The 19,712-nt window shown below is 66.6% G+C and carries 16 protein-coding genes; 8 read left to right on the top strand and 8 right to left on the bottom strand.

The annotated features are described in order from the left end of the window. Positions 1-268: 268 nt before the first annotated feature. Both AC1DW9_RS26880 and AC1DW9_RS26875 read left to right on the top strand, forming a co-directional pair. Complete coding sequence (locus AC1DW9_RS26880; protein WP_476776258.1) at positions 269-1,684, top strand: cytochrome P450; 1,416 nt, start codon at positions 269-271, stop codon at positions 1,682-1,684. Between the two features lie 216 nt (positions 1,685-1,900). Further along, positions 1,901-5,899, top strand: coding sequence for a Pls/PosA family non-ribosomal peptide synthetase (locus AC1DW9_RS26875; RefSeq protein WP_476776257.1), 3,999 nt, complete (start codon positions 1,901-1,903; stop codon positions 5,897-5,899). A 196-nt stretch (positions 5,900-6,095) separates the two neighbouring features. Here the strand turns inward: AC1DW9_RS26875 and AC1DW9_RS26870 are convergent, their stop codons facing one another. The 7 genes from AC1DW9_RS26870 to AC1DW9_RS26840 are packed head-to-tail and all read right to left on the bottom strand — an operon-like array spanning position 6,096 to position 12,233. After that, positions 6,096-6,749, bottom strand: coding sequence for an RraA family protein (locus AC1DW9_RS26870; RefSeq protein WP_441508666.1), 654 nt, complete (start codon positions 6,747-6,749; stop codon positions 6,096-6,098). A 37-nt stretch (positions 6,750-6,786) separates the two neighbouring features. Continuing rightward, positions 6,787-7,809 carry a C-terminal binding protein gene (locus tag AC1DW9_RS26865; protein WP_476776256.1) on the bottom strand — a complete coding sequence of 341 codons (1,023 nt, stop codon included), beginning with the start codon at positions 7,807-7,809 and terminating at the stop codon, positions 6,787-6,789. A 25-nt stretch (positions 7,810-7,834) separates the two neighbouring features. Continuing rightward, positions 7,835-8,587 carry an amino acid ABC transporter ATP-binding protein gene (locus tag AC1DW9_RS26860; protein WP_441493585.1) on the bottom strand — a complete coding sequence of 251 codons (753 nt, stop codon included), beginning with the start codon at positions 8,585-8,587 and terminating at the stop codon, positions 7,835-7,837. Between the two features lie 2 nt (positions 8,588-8,589). Beyond that, a complete protein-coding gene (locus tag AC1DW9_RS26855; protein WP_476776255.1) occupies positions 8,590-9,387 on the bottom strand; it encodes an ABC transporter permease subunit in 798 nt (265 codons plus the stop codon). Beyond that, positions 9,384-10,100 (bottom strand): amino acid ABC transporter permease, encoded by a 717-nt coding sequence (locus tag AC1DW9_RS26850; protein ID WP_476776254.1) that lies wholly within the window; start codon positions 10,098-10,100, stop codon positions 9,384-9,386. Before AC1DW9_RS26850 ends, AC1DW9_RS26855 begins: the two co-directional genes overlap by 4 nt. After that, positions 10,097-11,296 (bottom strand): alpha-hydroxy acid oxidase, encoded by a 1,200-nt coding sequence (locus tag AC1DW9_RS26845; protein ID WP_476776253.1) that lies wholly within the window; start codon positions 11,294-11,296, stop codon positions 10,097-10,099. The genes AC1DW9_RS26850 and AC1DW9_RS26845 overlap by 4 nt, the downstream gene beginning before the upstream one ends. A 46-nt stretch (positions 11,297-11,342) precedes the next feature. Further along, positions 11,343-12,233: a transporter substrate-binding domain-containing protein gene (locus AC1DW9_RS26840; RefSeq protein WP_441493589.1), complete on the bottom strand. Its 891-nt coding sequence runs from the start codon at positions 12,231-12,233 to the stop codon at positions 11,343-11,345. A 139-nt stretch (positions 12,234-12,372) separates the two neighbouring features. Between AC1DW9_RS26840 and AC1DW9_RS26835 the strand changes: the two genes are divergently transcribed. From AC1DW9_RS26835 to AC1DW9_RS26810, 6 genes are all read left to right on the top strand, one after another. Continuing rightward, on the top strand, positions 12,373-13,326 hold the full coding sequence (locus tag AC1DW9_RS26835; protein WP_476770720.1) for a LysR substrate-binding domain-containing protein: 954 nt from the start codon (positions 12,373-12,375) through the stop codon (positions 13,324-13,326). Next, the gene (locus AC1DW9_RS26830) at positions 13,323-14,246 is read left to right on the top strand and encodes a LysR family transcriptional regulator (RefSeq protein WP_476776252.1); all 924 of its coding nucleotides are present in this window, start codon (positions 13,323-13,325) and stop codon (positions 14,244-14,246) included. The genes AC1DW9_RS26835 and AC1DW9_RS26830 overlap by 4 nt, the downstream gene beginning before the upstream one ends. A 103-nt stretch (positions 14,247-14,349) precedes the next feature. Then, on the top strand, positions 14,350-15,693 hold the full coding sequence (locus AC1DW9_RS26825; RefSeq protein WP_476776251.1) for an acyclic terpene utilization AtuA family protein: 1,344 nt from the start codon (positions 14,350-14,352) through the stop codon (positions 15,691-15,693). Between the two features lies 1 nt (position 15,694). After that, positions 15,695-16,018, top strand: a complete 324-nt coding sequence (locus AC1DW9_RS26820) for a DUF4387 domain-containing protein (RefSeq protein WP_441493593.1) — start codon at positions 15,695-15,697, stop codon at positions 16,016-16,018. A 368-nt stretch (positions 16,019-16,386) separates the two neighbouring features. Beyond that, entirely contained in the window at positions 16,387-16,572 is a 186-nt protein-coding gene (locus AC1DW9_RS26815) for a hypothetical protein (RefSeq protein WP_441493594.1), read from the top strand. A gap of 84 nt (positions 16,573-16,656) precedes the next feature. Further along, entirely contained in the window at positions 16,657-17,664 is a 1,008-nt protein-coding gene (locus AC1DW9_RS26810; protein ID WP_441493596.1) for a DUF1254 domain-containing protein, read from the top strand. A gap of 353 nt (positions 17,665-18,017) precedes the next feature. Here the strand turns inward: AC1DW9_RS26810 and AC1DW9_RS26805 are convergent. Next, the coding region (locus AC1DW9_RS26805; RefSeq protein ID WP_476855233.1) for an autotransporter family protein at positions 18,018-19,712 on the bottom strand (1,695 nt) is incomplete at its 5' end.

Below are 19,712 nucleotides of genomic sequence, written 5' to 3'. Positions count from 1 at the left end.
GACGCTGCAGGGTCGCCTTGTGGAGCTGTCATCCTGCGCGACCCGGCGAGCTCCGCGTGCCCGATGAAGACCGGGCGTAGCTGCTGAACGTAACGATTCCCTGAATGCGAGGGATGGGTTCAGCCCTTTTCCGGGGTGTTGCCTCGCCGGGCGCCCCCTTCGATCGGAGGGGATCGCCTTTTCAGCAGCCCTCAGCACCTGCCTTTGAAACGACACCCGCACAGGTCACGCTCGCCCGGCGGTTCTTCGTTTCAGAAGGCGCCATCGCATGGTTCTGTCAGAGGTTCCCGCCGAGCCGTCCAAGAGGCGGACGCCCCCGGCGCCGATTCCGGGCGATCGCCAGCTCGGCCGTCTGGAGCTGCTGCTGCGCCTGCGCCGCAACCCGCTGACGATCTGGCGCCAGCAGCATTTCGAGGACCCGATCGTCGCCGGCAAGAGTGTGCTCGGCTATGGCGTCGTCATCTCCGACCCTGCTGCGATCCGGCACGTGCTCGTCGAGAACAACGCGAATTATCCGAAGGACGCGCTTCAGAAGACCATTCTCGCGCCCGGCCTGGGGCAGGGACTGTTGACGGTCGAGGGCGACGCCTGGAAGCGGGCCCGCCGCACGCTGGCCCCGCTGTTCACGCCGAGGCGGGTCGAAGCGCTTGCCGCGAGGATGCTGCCCCCGATCGCCAGTCAGGTGGCGCGGATGGCGCAGCGACGCGCCGGCAGGATCGTCGACATCGGCGAGGACATGACGCGGCTGACCTATGACGTGCTGGCCGAAACGTTGTTCTCGAACGCGATCGCGGGCGGCGCCGTGGCCTTCGGGCAGGCATTGACCCGCTATTTCGCGACGCAGGGGCGCATCGATCCGCTCGATATCCTGGGCGCACCGGCCTGGATCCCGCGGATCGGCCGCATTCGCGCGCGGTCCGCCATCGATTTCTTCGAGCGGCAGATCGAGGCGATCGTGACCGACCGGCAAACGCTGCGCCTGTCTCAACCGCCAAGCGCCGATCCGCATGCCCGCGATCTGCTGGATGCCCTGCTCGATGCGCGTGATCCCGAAACCGGCACGGGCCTCACCGACGCAGAGGTCGGCGCCAATATCGTGACCTTCATCGGCGCTGGCCACGAGACGACGGCCAATGCCCTGACATGGTCGCTCTACCTCGTCGCGATGGCCGACGATGTCAGGGAGCGCCTCGAGGCCGAGGCCGATGCGGTGGCGGCCGACCCTGTCGCCGCAGTGCTCGCTGGCGATCGCCTGACCATGACGCGCGCGGTGATCGAGGAGGCCATGCGACTCTACCCGCCCGTGCCCTCGCTGTCGCGCGTCGCGATAGCCGAGGATGAGGTCGGGGGCGTCGCGATCCCCAAGGGCGCGCTCGTGATCATCTCGCCCTATGTGCTGCATCGGCATCGCTCCCTCTGGACCGCGCCGACGCAGTTCTGGCCGGAGCGCTTCTTGCCTGGAGCGCGCGAGACGATCGATCGCTATGGCTATCTGCCGTTCGGCGCCGGACCGCGGATCTGCATCGGCCAGCATTTCGCGATGATCGAGGCCGTGCTGAGCCTGACCCAGCTGATCGGCGCCTTCCGGTTCGAATACGCCGGAAGCGATCCGCCGGTCCCGCAGCAGCGGATCACGCTGCGGCCGCAGGGCGGCATGCCGATGAAGCTCCGGGCCCGTCGTTAGAGTGCCGTCCGCAAGCGTTGCGATCGATCGCCCCGGCCAGGGGGCTTTCTCCTCCCGAGCCTGAAGAGCCTGCCTTGCGCTGACCCAGCGTTCGTGGGGCGGGGCGGGAACAACGCTTCGCAATGTCCTAACGCAATCTACATCTCTCATCGCTAGCAAATCCCGGTCTCGCACAGGCGGTTCAGCCTTGCGGCGTCTGGCTGGGGGAAGCGGATCATGCATGCCATCGTCGGGCGCGGTGCCGGAAAGCTCGTGGGCGCCGTGGAGCCCTCGCTCCTGCGCGACGAACTGCTCGGCGAGATCTTCGAGGCATCCGTCCGGCGGACGCCTGAGCATACAGCCATCATCTTCGCAGCCGAGCGCGTCACCTATGCCGAGCTCGACGCCCGCGCCGACAAGGTGGCGCGCGCGCTGCGGGCGCGCGGCGTCGGGGCAGGGGCCTTTGTCGGCCTGTGGATGTCGCGCTCGCTCGACCTGCATGTCGCGCTGCTCGGCATCCTCAAGGCCGGTGCGGCCTATATCCCCTTCGACGCCGACGCCCCGCCCGAGCGCATCGGTGAATGCCTCGCCGATTGCGAGGCCCGTATCATCGTCATCGACGACGTCACCGGCGCGAAACTCGACCGGGAGCTGCCCGCCGAGGCCGTGCGCTGCCCCGACCTGATCGCCGCCGGCACGGACGCTCCGCCGGTCGATCCGCGCAGTGAGGGCGTGACGCCGGCGAGCCCGGCCTATGCGATCTACACCTCGGGCTCGACCGGCAAGCCCAAGGGCATCGTCATCGCGCACAGCAACATCTGCCACTATCTGCGCTCGTCGAACCACGTCTATGGCATGGCGGCTGACGACGTCTCCTTCCAGGGCGCCTCCGTCGCCTTCGATCTCTCGCTGGAGGAGATCTTCGTCCCCTATCTCGTCGGTGCGACGCTCTGGGTCGCCTCGGCGCAGGTGCTGGGCGAGGTCGAGCGCCTGCCGGCCTTGATGACCGAGGCCGGCATCACCGCGCTCGTCACCGTGCCGACGCTGCTCGCGATGATGCCGCAGGACATCCCGAGCCTGCGCATCATCATCCTCGGCGGCGAGGCCTGCCCGCCGGCTGTTCGCCAACGCTGGTGCCGCCCGGGCCGCAAGGTCTTCAACTCCTACGGGCCGACCGAGGCCACCGTCGTCGCCACCGTCGACGAGGTCACGCCGGACGAGGCGGTGACGATCGGCCTGCCGATCCCGAACTACACCTGCTATGTCGTCGACGAACAGATGGCGATCGTCGGCCCCGGCACCGAGGGCGAGCTCCTGATCGGCGGCCCCGGCGTCGCCGCGGGCTATCTCGGCCGTCCCGAGCTCACCGCCGAGAAGTTCATCGCCAATCCCTTCGGCGGCGACGGCACCGACCCGGTGCTCTACCGCTCGGGCGATGCGGTCAGCATTTCGGAGAAGGGCAAGATCCTCTTCCACGGCCGCATCGACGATCAAGTCAAGCTGCGCGGCTTCCGGCTCGAGCTCGGCGAGATCGAGGCCAGGCTCTGCGACCTGCCCGGCATCGCGCAGGCGACCGTGGTGCTGCGTCGCGACGACGACATCGACCGGCTCGTCGCCTTCGTGGTGACGGACACGGCGACCGCCTTCGACCGTGCAGCGGTGCGCGCCGCCCTGAAGGAGACCCTGCCGCCCTATATGCTGCCCTCGCATTTCGAGGAGATGGCGAGCCTGCCGCGCCTGACCTCGGGCAAGGCCGACCGCAAGGCGCTGAAGGCGGCGCCGCTGACGATGGTGGCCTCCGCCGAGGAACAGGAGGAGCCGCGGAGCGCGACCGAAGCCGCGCTGCTCGACGCCGCCCGGCCGCTCTTCCCGGGCCAGACGATCGGGTTCGAGGCCGATTTCTTCGCCGATCTCGGCGGCCATTCGCTGCTGGCGGCCACCTTCCTTGCCGGCGTGCGTGCCAATCCCGCTTTGCCGAGCATCACGCTGGAGGACGTCTACAGCCTGCGCACCCTGCGCGCGATCGCCGCCCGGCTCGACGAGCGCAGGCAGGCCAATATCGGCCGGCCGCCGGCGCGCGATCTCACCTTCACGCCGCCGCCGCTGCGGCGCCGGCTGTTCTGCGGGCTGGCGCAGCTCGCCTGCATGCCGGTGCTGCTGCTGGCGCTGACCGGCCCCTGGCTGACGATCTATGTCATCTACGAGCTGATCACGGTCGACGGGCGCGTCGAGCTGCGCGAGATCCTGATGATGATGGGCATCTATGCGCTCGTCACGCTCTCGGTGATGATCGCCGGCATCCTCGGCAAGCGCCTGGTGCTCTGGCGCACGACGCCCGGCTGCTATCCGCTCTGGGGCGTCTATTTCTTCCGCTGGTGGCTCGCCCGCCAGTTCACCGGGATGGTCCATCTCAACCTGATGCAGGGCACGCCGCTGGCCAGGGTCGCCATGCGTCTGCTTGGCGCCCGGGTCGGCAAGGGCGTCTTCGTCAGCGGCTTCGAGGCCGGCGCGATCGACCTCGTCGAGATCGGGGACGACGTCACGCTCGGCGGCAAGCTCAGCCTCGCCAATGCCGAGGTGATCGGCAACGAGCTGGTGATCGGCACGATCACGATCGGCAAGGACGCCTATATCGGCACCTCCTGCGCCATCGGCCATGACACGGTGATCAGGGAGGGCGCCGAGCTCGCCGATCTGACCGCGCTCGCCGCAGGCAGCCGCGTCGGCGCCTTCGAGCACTGGGACGGTTCGCCCGGCCATCGCACCGGCAAGGTCGATCCCGCGTCCTGGCCCCAGCACGCCCAGCAGCCCTCGGTGCCGGTCAGGGCGCTGCAGAGCGTCTTCTTCGGCGCCATGCTTCTGGTGATGCCGGCGCTGGCGCTGCTGCCGATCTTCCCGGCCTTCTTCATTCTCGACCGTTTCGACGGGCCGCTGCAGGAGCTGGTCGGCATCGACTATCGCTGGGTCCTGCCGGTCCTCGCCTGGCCGACCGCGATGGTGCTGATGTTCGCCACCGTCCTGCTCGTCACCGCGATCCGCTGGCTCGTGATGCCGCGCTCGGTCGAGGGCACGCATGCCATCGCCTCCGGCTACGGCCTGCGCAAATGGACCGTGGGCCTGGCCTCGGATGTGATGCTCCAGAGCCTGTCCTCGCTGTTCTCCACGGTCTACATGCGGCTCTGGTACCGCATGATGGGCGCCAAGATCGGCAAGGACACCGAGATCGCCACCAATTTCGGCGGCCGCTTCGACATGATCGAGATCGGCGCGCATTGCTTCGTCGCCGACGAGGTCGTGCTCGGCGACGAGGATGTCCGCCGCGGCTGGATGACCGCAAAGCCCGTGCGCACAGGCGACCGGGTCTTCATCGGCAATGACGCGGTGGTGCCGCCCGGCGCCTTCCTGCCGACGGGCTCGCTGCTCGGCATCAAGTCGAAGCCGCCCGCCGACGTGGCGATGCAGCCCGGCGAGACCCGCTTCGGCAGTCCGCCGATCCTGCTTCCCTCGCGCCAGCGCTTCGACGATGCCGACATCGCCAAGACCTTCCGGCCTCCGCTCTGGCGCCGCATCCTGCGCGCCGTCCTCGAGCTGTTCAGCGCCTCGATGCCGACGATGATGTTCATCACGCTCGGCACGATCACGGCGGAACTCTTCCTCTTCCCCGCCCTCGAAAGTGCCGAAGGCTGGAGCGAGTTCGCTCCGGTCTTCGTCGCCTGCGCGGTCGGCACCTCGATTGCGCTGGCGACGGCGGTGCTGCTGATGAAATGGCTGGTGATGGGCGTCTACCGGCCCGGCAATCGCGGCCTCTGGTCCTGGTGGGCGCTGCGCACCGAGGCGATGACGACGCTCTACTGGGGCACCGCCGGTGCGATCCTGCTCAATGCGCTGCGCGGCACGCCGATGCTGCCCTGGGTGCTGCGCCTCTTCGGCGTGAAGCTCGGCCAGGGCGTCTATCTCGACTCGACCGACATCACCGAGTTCGACTGCGTCAGCATCGGCGACTATGCCGCGATCAACGCGACCGCCAACCTCCAGACCCATCTCTTCGAGGACCGGGTGATGAAGGTCGGCCGCATCGAGATCGGCCGCGGCTGCGTGCTTGGCGGGCTGACCACGGTGCTCTACGACACCAACGTCGCCGACCACGCCCGGCTCGGCCTGCTCACCATCGTCATGAAGGGCGAGACGATCCCGGCGCAAACCGAATGGGCCGGCGCGCCTGCCGCGCCGGCCTGAGGCGGCCTCGTCCGGCGGAGCGCCCAAGCCTTCGGGCGATGCGCGCGCTCATGCACGGGACCGATCGGGTGGATCGCTGACGTTCGCTCCAATTCCAGAGGTTCAAGCCTCGCCCGAGACCCGGCATTCGCTATCGGGCCATGCAGACCTCCAGCAGAACGATTGCCGCCACCCTCAATCCATCGTCATTCCGCTGCTATTTTGCGGCCGGTATAGAGAACATTTCAGGTATTGTTCCGCCGGAACGGATCGTCTTGATCCAGTCCTCCTCCTTCAGCAGATGCGCCCGCGCGGCGGCCAGGACCTCCGCAGCGCGCTCCAGCGGTACGACAACAACGCCGTCGTCATTGCCGAGGACGATATCGCCCGATCGAACCGGCACGCCCGCGACCGCGACGGTGCCATCGATCGTTCCGCCAAATCCGTGATGCGGTCCCCTCGGCACGATGGCGCGGCAGAACATGGCGAAGCCGGCCTTGCGCAGATCGGAGACGTCCCGCACCGCCCCGTCGATGACCGCCCCGCCGATCCGCCGCTGAACGGCCTCTTCCGTCATGACCCCGCCCCAGACGGCCGTGTCTTCGACGCCGCCCGCATCGACGACGATGATCTCCCCCGGTCTCGCCGCCGCGATCAGCGAGCAGATCGGCCCGCAATCGCCGACCATCGTCGTTACGGTGCGGGCCTGGCCGCAGAGGATCGTGTCGGCAGCGATCGGCTTGATCGCCGCCTTCATCACCTGCGTGCGGTTCATGCAGTCGGAGGCTACGGCCGGCGGGATTGCCCGCCAGGCCTGGAGTTCTTCGGCGCTGAGCGCCCTGAAGTCGGTTTCGCTCTGCTGAAAGGCCATTGTCTTGTTCCCGTGTGCGAGAGGTATTTGCCGGCCGTCAGTTCGCCTTGGCGTCCCAACCGGGATTGACGTTGTTCCGCAGCCGTCCCTCGAACAGGAATTCGAGCAGGATCTCGGCGGAGAAGGTGCGCATGTCGAGATAGCCGGCCTCCGAGTAGAAGGCGGCGTGCGGCGTCACGACGAGGCGCCCGGCGAGCCAGGAGGCGTTGCTGCGCCAGGCCTCGATCAGCGCCGGCGTCGGCACCGGCGGTTCCTTGGGCAGCACGTCGAGGCCGGCGGCGGCGATGTGGCCGCTCTTGAGCGCGTCGTGGAGGGCATCGACATCGACGAGCCCGCCGCGGGCGATGTTGATGAAGATGCTGCCGGGTTTCATCGCGGCGAACTGGGCTGCCCCCATAAGATTGCGCGTGTCGTCGGAGAGCGGCACATGCAGGCTGACGACGTCGGCGCGGCGCAGAAGTTCCTCCTGCGTGCGGACGCGCTCGATGCCCAGGCCGAGATCATGTCCCTCCGGCTGGAAGGGATCGACATAGATGACCTTCATGTCGAAGGCTGCGGCGCGGCGGGCGACCGCCGTGCCGATGCGCCCCATGCCGATCGCGCCGAAGGTCGATCCGCGGATACGGCGCACCACCGGCACGTCCTCGGCGACGAAGCCGGCGACCGGATCGGCCTTCAGCCGCGCCTCATAGCTGCCGAGCCCCCGCACGAGATGCAGCAGCATCGCCAGCGCATGGTCGGCCACCTCGGTGGTGCCGTAGTTCGGAACGTTCGAGAGCGGGATGCCGCGCGCGCGGCAGGCGGCGCCGTCGACATTGTCGAAGCCGACACCTACCCGCACGATCAGCCTGCAGCGATCGAGCTTGGCGACCACGTCGGCCGTGATCTTCATGCGGTGCCAGACCAGCACCGCGTCACAACTGCGCCAGATTTCATCCGGAATCGCGTCCGGATCTGTCTCGTCGAAAACGATGTAGTCCAGCCTGTCGCCCGAGACGCCGCGCTCGACGTCGAGATCGCGCAGATGCGCGTCGGGAACCAATACCTTGAGGGCAGTCATCGCAATCAATCCTGGCCGCAGCGTTTCAGAGAACCTTGTCGAGAAAGTCTTTTAGGCGAGGGTCGGAGGGGGCCTTGAAGAGGGTCGCGGGCGGCGCGTGCTCGACGATGACGCCGCGATCGGTGAAGAACACCTCGTCGGCGACCTCCTGCGCGAAGCGCATCTCATGGGTCACCAGCACGCAGGTCATGCCCTCCCGCGCGAGATCGCGGATGACGCTCAGCACCTCGCTGACCATCTCGGGGTCGAGCGCGGCGGTGACCTCGTCGAAAAGGATGGCGCGGGGCTGCATGGCCAGCGCCCGCGCGATCGCGACACGCTGCTGCTGGCCGCCGGAAAGCTCACCCGGATAGGCGCCCTCCTTGCCGGTCAGCCGAACCTTGGCGAGCAGGGCGCGGGCGCGCTCCGTCACCTCCGCAGGTTTCTCGCCGAGCACCTGGATGGGCGCCATGGTGAGGTTCTGGAGTACCGTGCGATGGGGGAAGAGATTGTACTGCTGGAACACCATCGCGACCTGATGGCGCAGCGGGATGAATGCGCGGTCGGTCCGGAGTTTCTCCACCTGGAAATCGCCGACGCGGATGCTGCCGCTGTTGATCGGCGTCAACCCGTTGATGCAGCGCAGGATCGTCGATTTGCCGGAGCCCGAGGGGCCGATGATGCAGACAACGCGGCCATCGTTGACGGAGAGCGAGACGCCCTTGAGCACGGGGAAGGCGCCGAACGACTTGTGGACGTCGCGCAGTTCGATGAAGGTTTTCGGAATGGCGGTCGTCATGGTCACCTCGCTCGCACGCGCCGTTCGAGCCAGCGTGTCAGGATCGCGATCGGAAAGCTGAAGAGGAAGAAGAGCAGCAGCACGAAAATGTAGACGGCCGTGGCGATGTGATCGCCGTCGCTGCCGATGACCGTGCGCGCGACCGAAATCACGTCGGAGGTTCCGGTGACCACGACGAGGCTCGTGCCGATGAACAGCATCGCATAGATCGTCATCAGGTTCGGCGTCATCAGCGGCAGCGCCTGAGGCACCACGATATGCCGCAGGATCTGCAGCCGGCGATAGCCGAGCGAACGCGCCGATTCCCACTGCCCGCTGGCGATGGCCTCGACGCCGCCGCGAAACACCTCGGCGATGTTCGCAGTCACCGGCAGGGCGAGCCCGACGATCGATTTCACCATCGGCGACAGGAAGACCGTGGCGCCGAAGACCGTGATCTCGAAGGGCAGCAGGTAGAGCATCGCGTAGAGCACGACCAGCCAGGGCGAGTTGCGCAGCACGTTCATTACGAATTCGGAGGGAAGGCGGATGAGTTTGCCCTGGGAGATCAGTCCGATCCCGAGCACGGCGCCGACGGCTGCGGCGATCGCCATCGCCCAGAGGCTGATGAGGATGTTCGCCGCAAAGCCCCCGGTCGAGCCGCTGAAGTCGGCCGAGCCGGAGAGCAGCAGCGGCGTGCGCAGCCAGATCTTCGCGAGAATGGCCGGCGTTTCGGCGCCATACACGGCGAAGAGCAAGGCGGCGAGCACGGCCGGAACGCCGATGATGCCGAGCAGGAAGGCGCGCCATTCGCGGCTCATGACGCCTGGACTCCGTATCCGGGGATGCGGAAGACGTCGCCCAGCCGGCGCAGGATGATGACGGCGAGGCTCGCCAGGGCGACGTAGAGAATCCAGATCAGCAGCATGACCTCGAGATTCCTGAAGGTCTCGAGGGAGATCTGCGTCGCGCCGTACATGATGTCGGGAACCGCGACGAGCGCTGCCTGCGACGAGGTCTTGATCAGGCTGACGACATTGTTCGTCATGGCCGGCATCGACAGCCTGAAGCCAATCGGCAGCTCGACATGTCGAAAGGTCTGGAAGCGCGTATATCCGAGCGAACGCGCGCCTTCGACGGTCTGAGACGGCACGGCGAGCAGACCCGAGCGGATGATCTCGACCGCAATCGCGCCGTTGTAGAGACCCAGCGACAGCACCACGCAGGTGAAGCCCGAGAACAACGGCACGCTGCGGCCCGTCGTCGGATCTGTCAGCTTCAGCCCGACTTCGGAGAGCATGAAATAGAGGAAGAAGAGCTGCACCAGCGGCGGCGTGTTGCGGAACAGCTCGACCAGAACGGTCGTCAGCGTCTCCAGTACCGGCAGGCGGAAATGCAGGCAGAGCGCGCCCGCCACGCCGATCACCAGCATCAATGCGATGCCGAGCAGGCTCATCAGGATTGTCGTTCCCAGGCCGCGCAGCAGCCAGGTCTGGTAGAGGCCGTCGCTGAGCCAGCTGTAGTCGAGGCTCATGACAGAGGTCTCCGATCCCGCAGCAACTCGACCTCCGCCAGGCCACGCAGGTCATCGATGCCGAGTAGCGCCATGGCGATGTCGATCTCCTCTGCCAGCAAGGCGATGGCCTCGGCGGCGCCACGCTGGCCGCCGATGGCCGCCGCCATCAGCATCGGCCGTCCGACGAAGACGAAATCGGCGCCGAGCTTGAGCGCCTTCAGCACGTCGGCGCCACGCCGGATGCCACCGTCATGCATGACAGTCAGCCTCAGGCCGCGCTCGGCGATACGCTCCAGGGCGGCCAGCGAACTGGCGGCGCAGTCGACTTGCCGGCCGCCGTGATTGGAAACGATGATGCCGTCCACCCCGGCCTTCTCGGCCACGGCCGCGTCGCCGGCCGCCATGATGCCCTTGATGACCAGCTTGCCCTTCCAGCGTCGGCGCACCGCCTCGATATGCGGCCAGGACAGGGCATCGCGCCGGCCGATATCGCGGACCAGGTTCGCGGAAAAGACCGGGGGCCCCTGTTCGGCATCCATGTTCTCGAAGCGGAATTTCAGCGCGGCCAAGCGGTCGCGCAAGAGAACGCGCCGGAGCCAGCCCGGGCGCGACAGCCCCTGCCAGGCGAGGCCCAGGCTCGGCTTCACCGGTGAATGGAAGCCGTGCCGCGCGGCGCGCTCGTGCTTGGGGTGCACGGCGGTGTCAGCGGTGATCACCAGAGTGTCGAAGCCGGCCGCCTCGACGCGGTCGATCAGCCTCGCGATGCGGTCCGCTTCGCCTGGAATATAGGCCTGGAACCAGCTCGTCGCGCCGGCCGCCCGGACCTCTTCCATCGCTGTCAATGAAGCGCCGCTGAGGATGAAGGGGATGTCGGCATCGGCGGCGGCCCGCGCGAGCGCAATGTCGCCATCCGGGGCGATCAGCCGGCTGAGCCCCATCGGCGCGATTCCGAAGGGCAGGGGCCTTTCGACGCCGAACAGCGTTTTGGCGAGCGAGCGCCGCGAGACGTCGACGAGCACCTTGGGCAGGAAGGCGAGCTCGCCGAATGCACGAAGGTTGCGGGCGTGCGTCGCCTCGTCGTCGGAGGCGCCGGCGAGGTAGTGATAGAGCGCCGGCGGCAGCATGCGTCGCACGCCGGCATCCAGGCCGGCGAGGCCGGCGCTGCGATCGATGGCGCGGCGCCTGTTGCGAGGAGCGACCTTCAACGCATGCATGATGAGCCGAACCCCGCTCGCTCGCGCCTGACCCTCCGCGCTCGCGCTACTGCGCCTTCTTCGCATCGGCAGCGCGCTTCTGGACGTATTCGCTCTCGCCGAGATTGTACTTCTTCTCGCCCTCGACCATCAGCCCGCCGGCCTCGGCCTTGATGATGGCCGTGTCGACCGCCTTGAGGAATGCGGGCTCGTTCTTGCGCACGCCGCCGGCGATCGGGACGTATTCGAAGGTCTGCAGCGCGATCTTGTACTTGTCCTTCCAGCCGTCCTCCATGACCTTCATGTTCAGGTTCGGGCCGTCAAAGGCGATGGCGTCGCAGCGGCCGCCCTGGAAGGCGCTGAAGATTTCGGCGGTTCCGGTGAACAGCACCAGCTCGGCGCCCATCTTCTCGCTCAGCGTCCGGTTGTAGAGATTGCCCTGGCTGCCGCAGATCTTCTTGCCGCGAATGTCGTCCCAGCTCTTGTAGGTCGCTTCCTTCGGCGCCATCAGGACGATACCGGCCATGGAATAGTAGTGCTGCGTGAAGTCGATGACCTTGCCGCGATCCGCGGTGACGCCGAGCGTCGCGAAGATCACGTCGATGCGGCCGGCATTCAGAAACTCGATCCGGTTCGAGGCGACGACCGGGACGTATTCGATCGCAGTTTCCGAGCCCAGCAGGTCCTTGGCGACGGCCCGGGCGAGATCCACCTCGAAGCCGACATTCTGGGCCTTGGGGTCCAGATAACCGAAGGGGATGTAGTCGTTGCGGATGCCGACGATGAGCTTGCCGCGCTGCTTGACGCGGTCGAGTTGGTCGGCTTGCGCGGCGCCGAGCGAGGCGGCGAGGCCGAGCCCGATGAGCGATGCGCCGGTGAGGTAGCGTGCGCTGCGAACCGTGCCGGCCGAGACGGACATCATGGCGCGCAGGCGCCGCTGGGCGTTTTCGATGAACATGACGATCCCCGTTGTCCGAACGCTTGCCGGAATGTCCCTCGGACATCCTCGTGCGTCCTTGAGGGGATGATCATCTTGCGGAATATAATTTTCCAATAGAAAATTATCGCTGCAGAATAACTGGAGCTTATGCTGTCACATGAACGTCCGCCAGATCGAGGCCTTTCGTGCCGTCATGACCACGGGCAGTGTGACGCGCGCCGGCGAGAGGATGAGCATCTCGCAGCCGGCAGTCAGCCAGCTCATCGCCCTGTTCGAACGCCATTGCGGCTTTCGCCTCTTCGAGCGGCAGGGCAGCAAGCTGGCCCCGACGCGAGAGGCCCAGGCGCTGTTTGCTGAAGTGGAACGGATGTTCGTAGGCGTCGGTCAGATTGCCCGGGTCGCGACGGCGTTGCGCGACCAGTCCTGGGGGGCGCTCAGCATCGCCGCCTTTCCCGCCATCGCCCGTCGCGTCGTGCCCGACATTCTGTGGGGCTTCTGCAAGGACAGGCCCGACACGCGTTTTCGCATCGAAAGCATGCGTTCCCGTAGCCTGATCGACGCCGTCGCCACCCAGCATGTCGATGTTGGCTTTAGCTTTCTGCCGAGCGATCGGCCGGAAGTCGAAAGCACGCATCTTCACCGGCTGCGCGGGCTCTGCATCCTGCCCGCCGGCCATCGCCTGGCCACGCGCCGATCCATCGAGGCTCACGACCTGACGGACGAGGACTTCATCTCGCTCGGGCCGCAGGACCATTCGCGTTTCGTCATCGACAGGATCTTCGAGGAGCGAAAGATCCAGCGGCGCCTGCGCATCGAGGTCGGCCAGTCGGAGACTGCCTTTTCCTTCGTCGCGGCCGGCGCCGGTGTGGCGGTGGTCGATCCGATCAGCGCCTACAACAACACCAACCCCGCCGTCATCATCCGGCCGTTCTCGCCTGCGGTCGAGTTCGACATCTGGCTCATTCGCCCAAAGGCGGCGCGATCCTTCAACCTCGTCGACAGCTTCGTCGCGCATGCCCTGGCCGAGCTGGAACGCTTCGCCGACCACGTCGCGCACGGGCACGGCATGAGTGATGAAATGCCTGCACCTGCCGAGGCGCCGCGCGCATGAACATCCGCCAGATCGAGGCCTTCAAGGCGATCATGGAACTCGGCAGCTTCACTCGGGCGGGTGAGAGGCTCGGGCTGTCTCAGCCGGCCGTCAGCAAGCTCGTTCTGCTGCTCGAACGCAAATGCGGCTTCGGCCTGTTCCATCGTCAGAGGAACGGTGTCATCCCCACCGCTGAGGCGCAGATGCTGTATGCGGAGGTCGAACGCGTCTTCCTCGGCGTCGATTCGATCCAGGCGCGCGCCAGGGCGATCCAGCGGCTCGACTATGGCGAAATCCGGCTCGTGGCCTTTCCCTCGCTCGCCACCCGCATCCTTCCGCCGATCCTGGCCGAATTCCTGGAGGCGCGGCCTGGCCTGCGGATCGAGATGTCGAGCCGCAATTCCTGGCTGCTGATCGAGCGCATCGCCACGCAAGCCGTCGACGTCGGCTTCGGCATGTTCGCGGCTGACAGGCCGGGCGTGCGGTTCGAGAAGCTCTGCACCATGCGCGCCGTCTGCGCACTGCCGCCGGGCCACAGGCTGGCCGGACTGGATGTGGTCCATGCGACCGATCTCACCGGGGAACGCTTCGTCGGCATGGTCGAGGAGGATCGCGCGCAGTTGCAAGTCGACAAGGCCTTCGCCGAAACCGGAGCCCGGCCCAACGTCGTCCTGACGGCGCAACTCACCGAGGCCTGCTGCTCATTCGTCGCGGCCGGCGTCGGCGTGTCGGTCGTCGATCCGTTGAGCACCGAAGGTTTCGCAAGCGGCCAACTGGTCGTTCGCCCTTTCCGGCCCGCCGTGGATTACGACATCTGGGTCGCCCTGCCGAGCTTCCGCGATGCCGCGCTCGGCACGCGCGCTCTCGTCGAGCATGTCAGGACCGGCTTGACCCGTAAGCTCGCAATCATGGCGACAGCCATCGGGGAGCCTCCGATCTAGCATATCTTTTCGTTATGTCTGAGGCGGCAGAAGCGATTTGACCGCAGGCCTCGTGCGACCGCCTCTATCGTGGAAGGAACTTCTTCGCGAAAGAGAGGCAGGAATGCCGCCCATCACAGTCCTCACCCCCACCGGAACGCTAGGTTATGGCTTTGGCGAAGAAGCGCTCGCGCGCGGCATGTCGCTCAACCCAGCCGTGATCGCCGTCGATGCCGGGTCGACCGATCCGGGTCCGCATTATCTCGGCTCGGGCAAGCCCCTCGTCTCGGACGTCAGCATCAAGCGCGAGCTGACCGCCCTGATCCGTGCCGGGCGTGCGGCTGGCATACCGGTTATTGTCGGCAGCGTCGGCGGCGCGGGATCCGGCGTCCAGGTCGATCGCACGGCGGCTCTGGTCCGCGAGATCGCCAGCGAGAACGGGCTGCAGCTCAGGCTGGCCACCATCCGCTCGGATATCCCGATCGAGCGCGCGAAGCAGGCGGTGGCGGCGAACGAGGTGCTCGACTTCGAGGCCGGCTACCCCCTGACGCAGGGCGCGCTCGACGAAACGGTCACCCTGGTCGCGCAGATGGGGCATGAACCGATCTGTGAGGCGCTCGACGCAGGCGCCAACGTGATCATCGCCGGCCGCGCCTGCGACGACTCCGTCATCGCCGCCTATCCGATCTGGAAGGGGGCCGATCCGGCCCTGGCCATCCACATGGGCAAGATTCTTGAATGCGGCGCATTCTCTGCCGAGCCATTCGCCATGGATGTGATGCTCGGCACCGTGGACGAGGACGGCTTCGTGCTGGAGCCCGGCAGCATCAGGCGGCGGGCTTCCGTCAAATCCGTCTCCGCACATTCGCTCTACGAGCGCGAGAACCCGTTCAGGCAAGGCGGCCCGGGGCATGAGATCGACCTCACCGGTTGCTCCTTCGAGCAGCTCGGCGATAGGCAGGTGCGCGTCACCGGTGCCAGGCTGACCGAGACCGAGGACTACTATGTCAAGCTGGAGGGCGCGCGACTCGCCGGCTATCGCTCGATCGCGATCGCCGGTATTCGCTGTCCGACCACGATCGCGGCGCTCGACGGCATCCTGGACCAGCTCGAAGAGCGGGCACGCGACTATTTCGCGCCCGATCTTATTTCGGTGCAGTTCCATGTCTATGGCCGCGACGGCGTGATGAAGGAGCTGGAGCGGGAGCATTCGCCAGCGCGGGAAATCGGCCTCGTGATCGAGGTCACCGCCGCTTCGCAGGAACTTGCGCATGCCGCCTGCCACCAGATCAGCGGAGCCATGCTGCACCATCACTACGAGGGCATCATCAACCCCTCCGGAAACCTCGCCTTTCCCTATTCCCCGTCCGACCTCGATGTCGGCCCCGTCTACGAGTTCAGCGCCTATCACCTGATGAAGGTGGCTTCGCCGACCGAGCTTTTCCCAGTCACGCTGGAGGATTTGTGACATGGCCGCCCGTCCGCTCCGCGAGATCGCCGACATCGTTCGCAGCAAGAATGCCGGTCCCTACCGCATCACCTTCGACATCCTGTGCAGGGAGAAGGCGAACTACGAGACCATCCGGAATTCCGGCGCGATAACGCCGGAGACGGTCGCGAAAGCTTACAGTCTTGACCCCTCGGACATCTCATCCTTCTTCGAGATCGACATGGCCAACGCCATCAAGATCACGATCAGGCGCCCGCGCGCCCAGGGTTCCGCGGGCGAGGGCGACATGTATGGCTGTCAGCAGCACGTTCCGTTGATGAACATGCTCGTCCCAATAGGTTAGACCACGCTGCGCTTGAAAACCGCGATCCACTTTTCGGGCCGATGCTTTCGTGGAACGGCCAGGCCTCCTGGCGATGGTCGCGCTCATGCACAGGACCGAGTCCGCCGTCTCCGCCATCTCGCTCTGGCCCGCCCTCGAAAGCCCGGGCCGTCATCCCCGGGCCAGCCGCCGCCCTTCCTGACGGCGACGCCGGGACCGCTGCTCCCCTGCGGCGATATGAGCGTCGCGCGCGGGGGCCGAGAGGAGCGCGGCAGAGCTCGACCAGCTTCACCCGGTCGCCGGCCTTGATCGCTGTGATCAGCGCCCCATGCTCGGCGCGAGCCCTGCGCCGGATGCGCGGGGTTTGCTGCCGTGATCGAACGGGCGCCATGAACTTTCTGCGCCATCATCTGGATCGGCGCGACCAGATGCGCGTTGCCGCAACTGGTGAAGAAGACCCGGTCGCGATTGGCGCGAAATGGCAAGACGGGCAGGCGGCCCATGCACGAAATGCCGCGGCGGCAGTCCTGGCGGGGCGGATCACGGGTTTCCCCCGCCCCCTGGGCTGGCGATAAGCCGCAGCACGGACGCGGACCCATTCGGTCATGCCCCGATGAGCACATGAATCAGAGACGCCAATGAGGTGCCGTTCCATGCGAATGACGTCGATCTACAGCCTGAGTTTCCTGGTTCTCGCGCCATGCGCGGCGTATGCGCAGACGGTTCCGGTCAATGTCGACAACTTCAAGCGCGCCGAGACCGATTTCTATATGGCAAAAACGGCCGCTGACGGCGGCTTCGGCAAATTCGCCCATAGCAGGACGCCGACACCGATCGACAAGCAGCCCGTGGTCCGGATGAACCGGGATACGCTCTACTCCCAGGCGCTCTTCGACCTCGACGCCGGCCCTGTGACCATCACCCTTCCCGAAGCCGGGAAGCGCTTCATCTCGATGCAGGTCATCAGTGAAGACCATTACACCCCGATGGTGGTCTACAAGCCCGGCCGCACGACGCTGACCAAGGACAAGGTCGGCACCCGCTATGTGTTCGTTGCGGTCCGTATCCTTGTCGACCCCAACGACACCAAGGACCTCGCGCAGGTTCACGCGCTGCAGGATGCGCTTAAGGTTGAGCAGAAGTCGGCTGGCAAGTTCGAGGCCCCGAACTGGGACCTGGCTCAACAGAAGAAGATCCGTGACGCGCTCGAAGCGCTGTCGGCGGCATCCGGCAGCTTCACCAACGCCTTCGGCCCGAAGGGCAAGGTCGATCCGGTCAAGCACCTGATCGGCACGGCAGCCGGCTGGGGCGGCAACCCCGACAAGGACGCATCGTACCCCTCGTTCACCCCGGCCAAGAACGACGGCACAACGGTTTACAAGCTCAAGGTCAAGGATGTCCCTGTCGACTCGTTCTGGTCGATCAGCGTCTATAACGACAAGGGCTTCTTCCAGAAGAACGATTACGACGCCTATTCGGTCAACAGCATCACCGGCAAGAAGAGTGCCGATGGCGCGATCGACATCCAGTTCGGCGGCTGCGACGGAAAAATCGCGAATTGCCTGCCGATTACGCAGGGGTGGAATTACACGCTTCGGCTCTACCGTCCTCGGGCCGAGATCCTGAATGGCAAGTGGACGATGCCGGAGGCGCAGCCTGCATCGTAGACGGCATCAGCCCCGTTCGTCCGGCCGGCAAGCAGCGGTAACCTTCCACCCGCTCAAGCCGTTGGCCGCATGGTGAAACCGGGACGGCGGTCGTCCGCCGTTCCGGTCCTCCTCGGACGGAGACTGAAGCTTCGCAACCTCGGCGTCCTCGCTCCGGACCGGATGAACACCCTATCGAGAGCTCACATCGAGATCATCGGACCGGATATCGTATCCAGTCCGATGATCTAACCCTTTGTCTTTGCATCGGCTTTGCCCCGAAAGCCGCAATCCACTTTTCGGGGCGATGCTTTAGCCATCTGTGATTGCATCGGCTTTCCCGAAAACGGCAGTCCACCTTTCGGGCCGATGCCCTAGAACCGGACGTCGATCCTGCCCTTGAGGGCATGATCACGGGCATTCTCGCTGATCGCGGCGCTGTAGCTGACGCCGAGCGTGGTGGTCGCGGTGGCGCGCCAGGCGAGGCCGGCCTCGGCCACCAAGGCGTTGCGGGCAAGCGGGGCGGCAAAGGTCTGGAACGGCGTTGCTGCGCCGAGGAAGGCGAGCTTGGCTGCGGGCGTCGTGTCGCCAAAGGCATGGCGCCAGCCGAGCATGCCGCGGGCCAGCAGCGGCGTCGCGCCGAGCTGCATCTCGGCCCGCAGSCCGAGCGTCGAGAAGCCGAGGCGCTGATCMCGGCCGAGYACCTGCAGTGCGGTCGGGCCACCTGTCTCGGCGTCGCGGCTGGTGCGGACCGTGACGGCTGCGATCTGCGCGAAGGGCTCGAACGAGACCGGCCCGTAGGGCAGGGCGTAGCCGATCTCGGCGAAGGCCTGGGCGGTCGCGCTGCGGCCATCGAAGYGCAGCACATCGGAGATCCCGGGCAGTGTCACCCGGCGGGTCACGTCGAGATCRCTCCASGCATAGGCCGCGCCGGCCCGCAGCGAGACCGCCCCGAAACGCATGCCGCCATAGAGCGCGCCATGGGCGCTGCCCAGTTCTCCRCTCGAGCGGCGCCCRTCGACATCGAAATCGGTGYGCGTRTAGCCGCCGGCRAKGCCGARGCGCCAKTGCCCGGCRTCGCTCCAGGTCGAGTTGAGCTCGGCGCCGAACAGCATGCCACCGCCGCGCCGGTCGAGCGAAGCCGCGTTGCGGTCCCCGTCCGTGCGTCCCTGCGCTCCGATCGCCTCACCCCAAAGCGTGAAGCGTTCCATGGCGAGGCGCGGCGCCGGCAGAGTTGTGCCGGCTGATCTGCCGGGCGCGTCGGCGCTGAAGGCGCCGTTGACCGAGCCGCCGGACGAGCCGGCGGCCAGGGGCCAGCGCAGCCGGTTGAGGATGGATTCGCGAATGAGATGGCTGTCCTCGATCGCGACGCTGACTGCTTGCGCGTGGATCTCGCCCGAGAGCGCATCGAAGCCGGCGCGGGCGTCGGCGACACTTGCCGTGAGCAGCGCATCGTAGACACGATGGCCGGCGCCCAGCGCTTCGGCCGCTCCCGCGGCACCGGCCTGGTTACGGGTCAGGGCGACCTGCGGAAAGGCGATCGCGTTGCGATCGAGCGTCAGCGCCACGTCATTGGCGCCATAGGCGAGGCTCGGGGTCAGGAAGGCGAAGTTCGAGGTCACCGCGGCGAACTGGCCGATGACCCCGCCCTGCGCCGTCAGGATGGTGTAGCGCGTCGAGGCGCCATAGCCGCCTTGTTCCGCCAGGAGCTGCACCGTTCCCCCGGACACGGTCGCGGTCCCGGTGGCGGCGATCCTGTCGGACTGGCCGGCGGCRTTGACCTCGAGCTGATAGGTCGAGCCGGGGTTGAAGGAAATGTTGCCGGCRACGKTCARSGTGCCGATCGAATTGCCCGGYGCGACCGTGCCGGCATGGCCGACAATGACGCTCCCGACCGTGCCGGAACCGCCGAGCGCACCGCCGGCCAGGGTAATCGCGGAGCCCGTCAGCGAGCCGTTGACCGTGAGCAGACCCGACAGCACCGAGGTCGCCCCGGTATAGCTGCTGTTCCCCGTCAGAATGAGCCGGCCGGAACCCTGCTTGGTCAGCGTCCCCGTGCCCGAGATGTT

The sequence above is a fragment of the Allobosea sp. P4_E12 genome (assembly GCF_056401655.1).
Note: the sequence above shows the minus strand (reverse complement) of the source record. Positions and strands in the feature narration are given on the sequence as shown.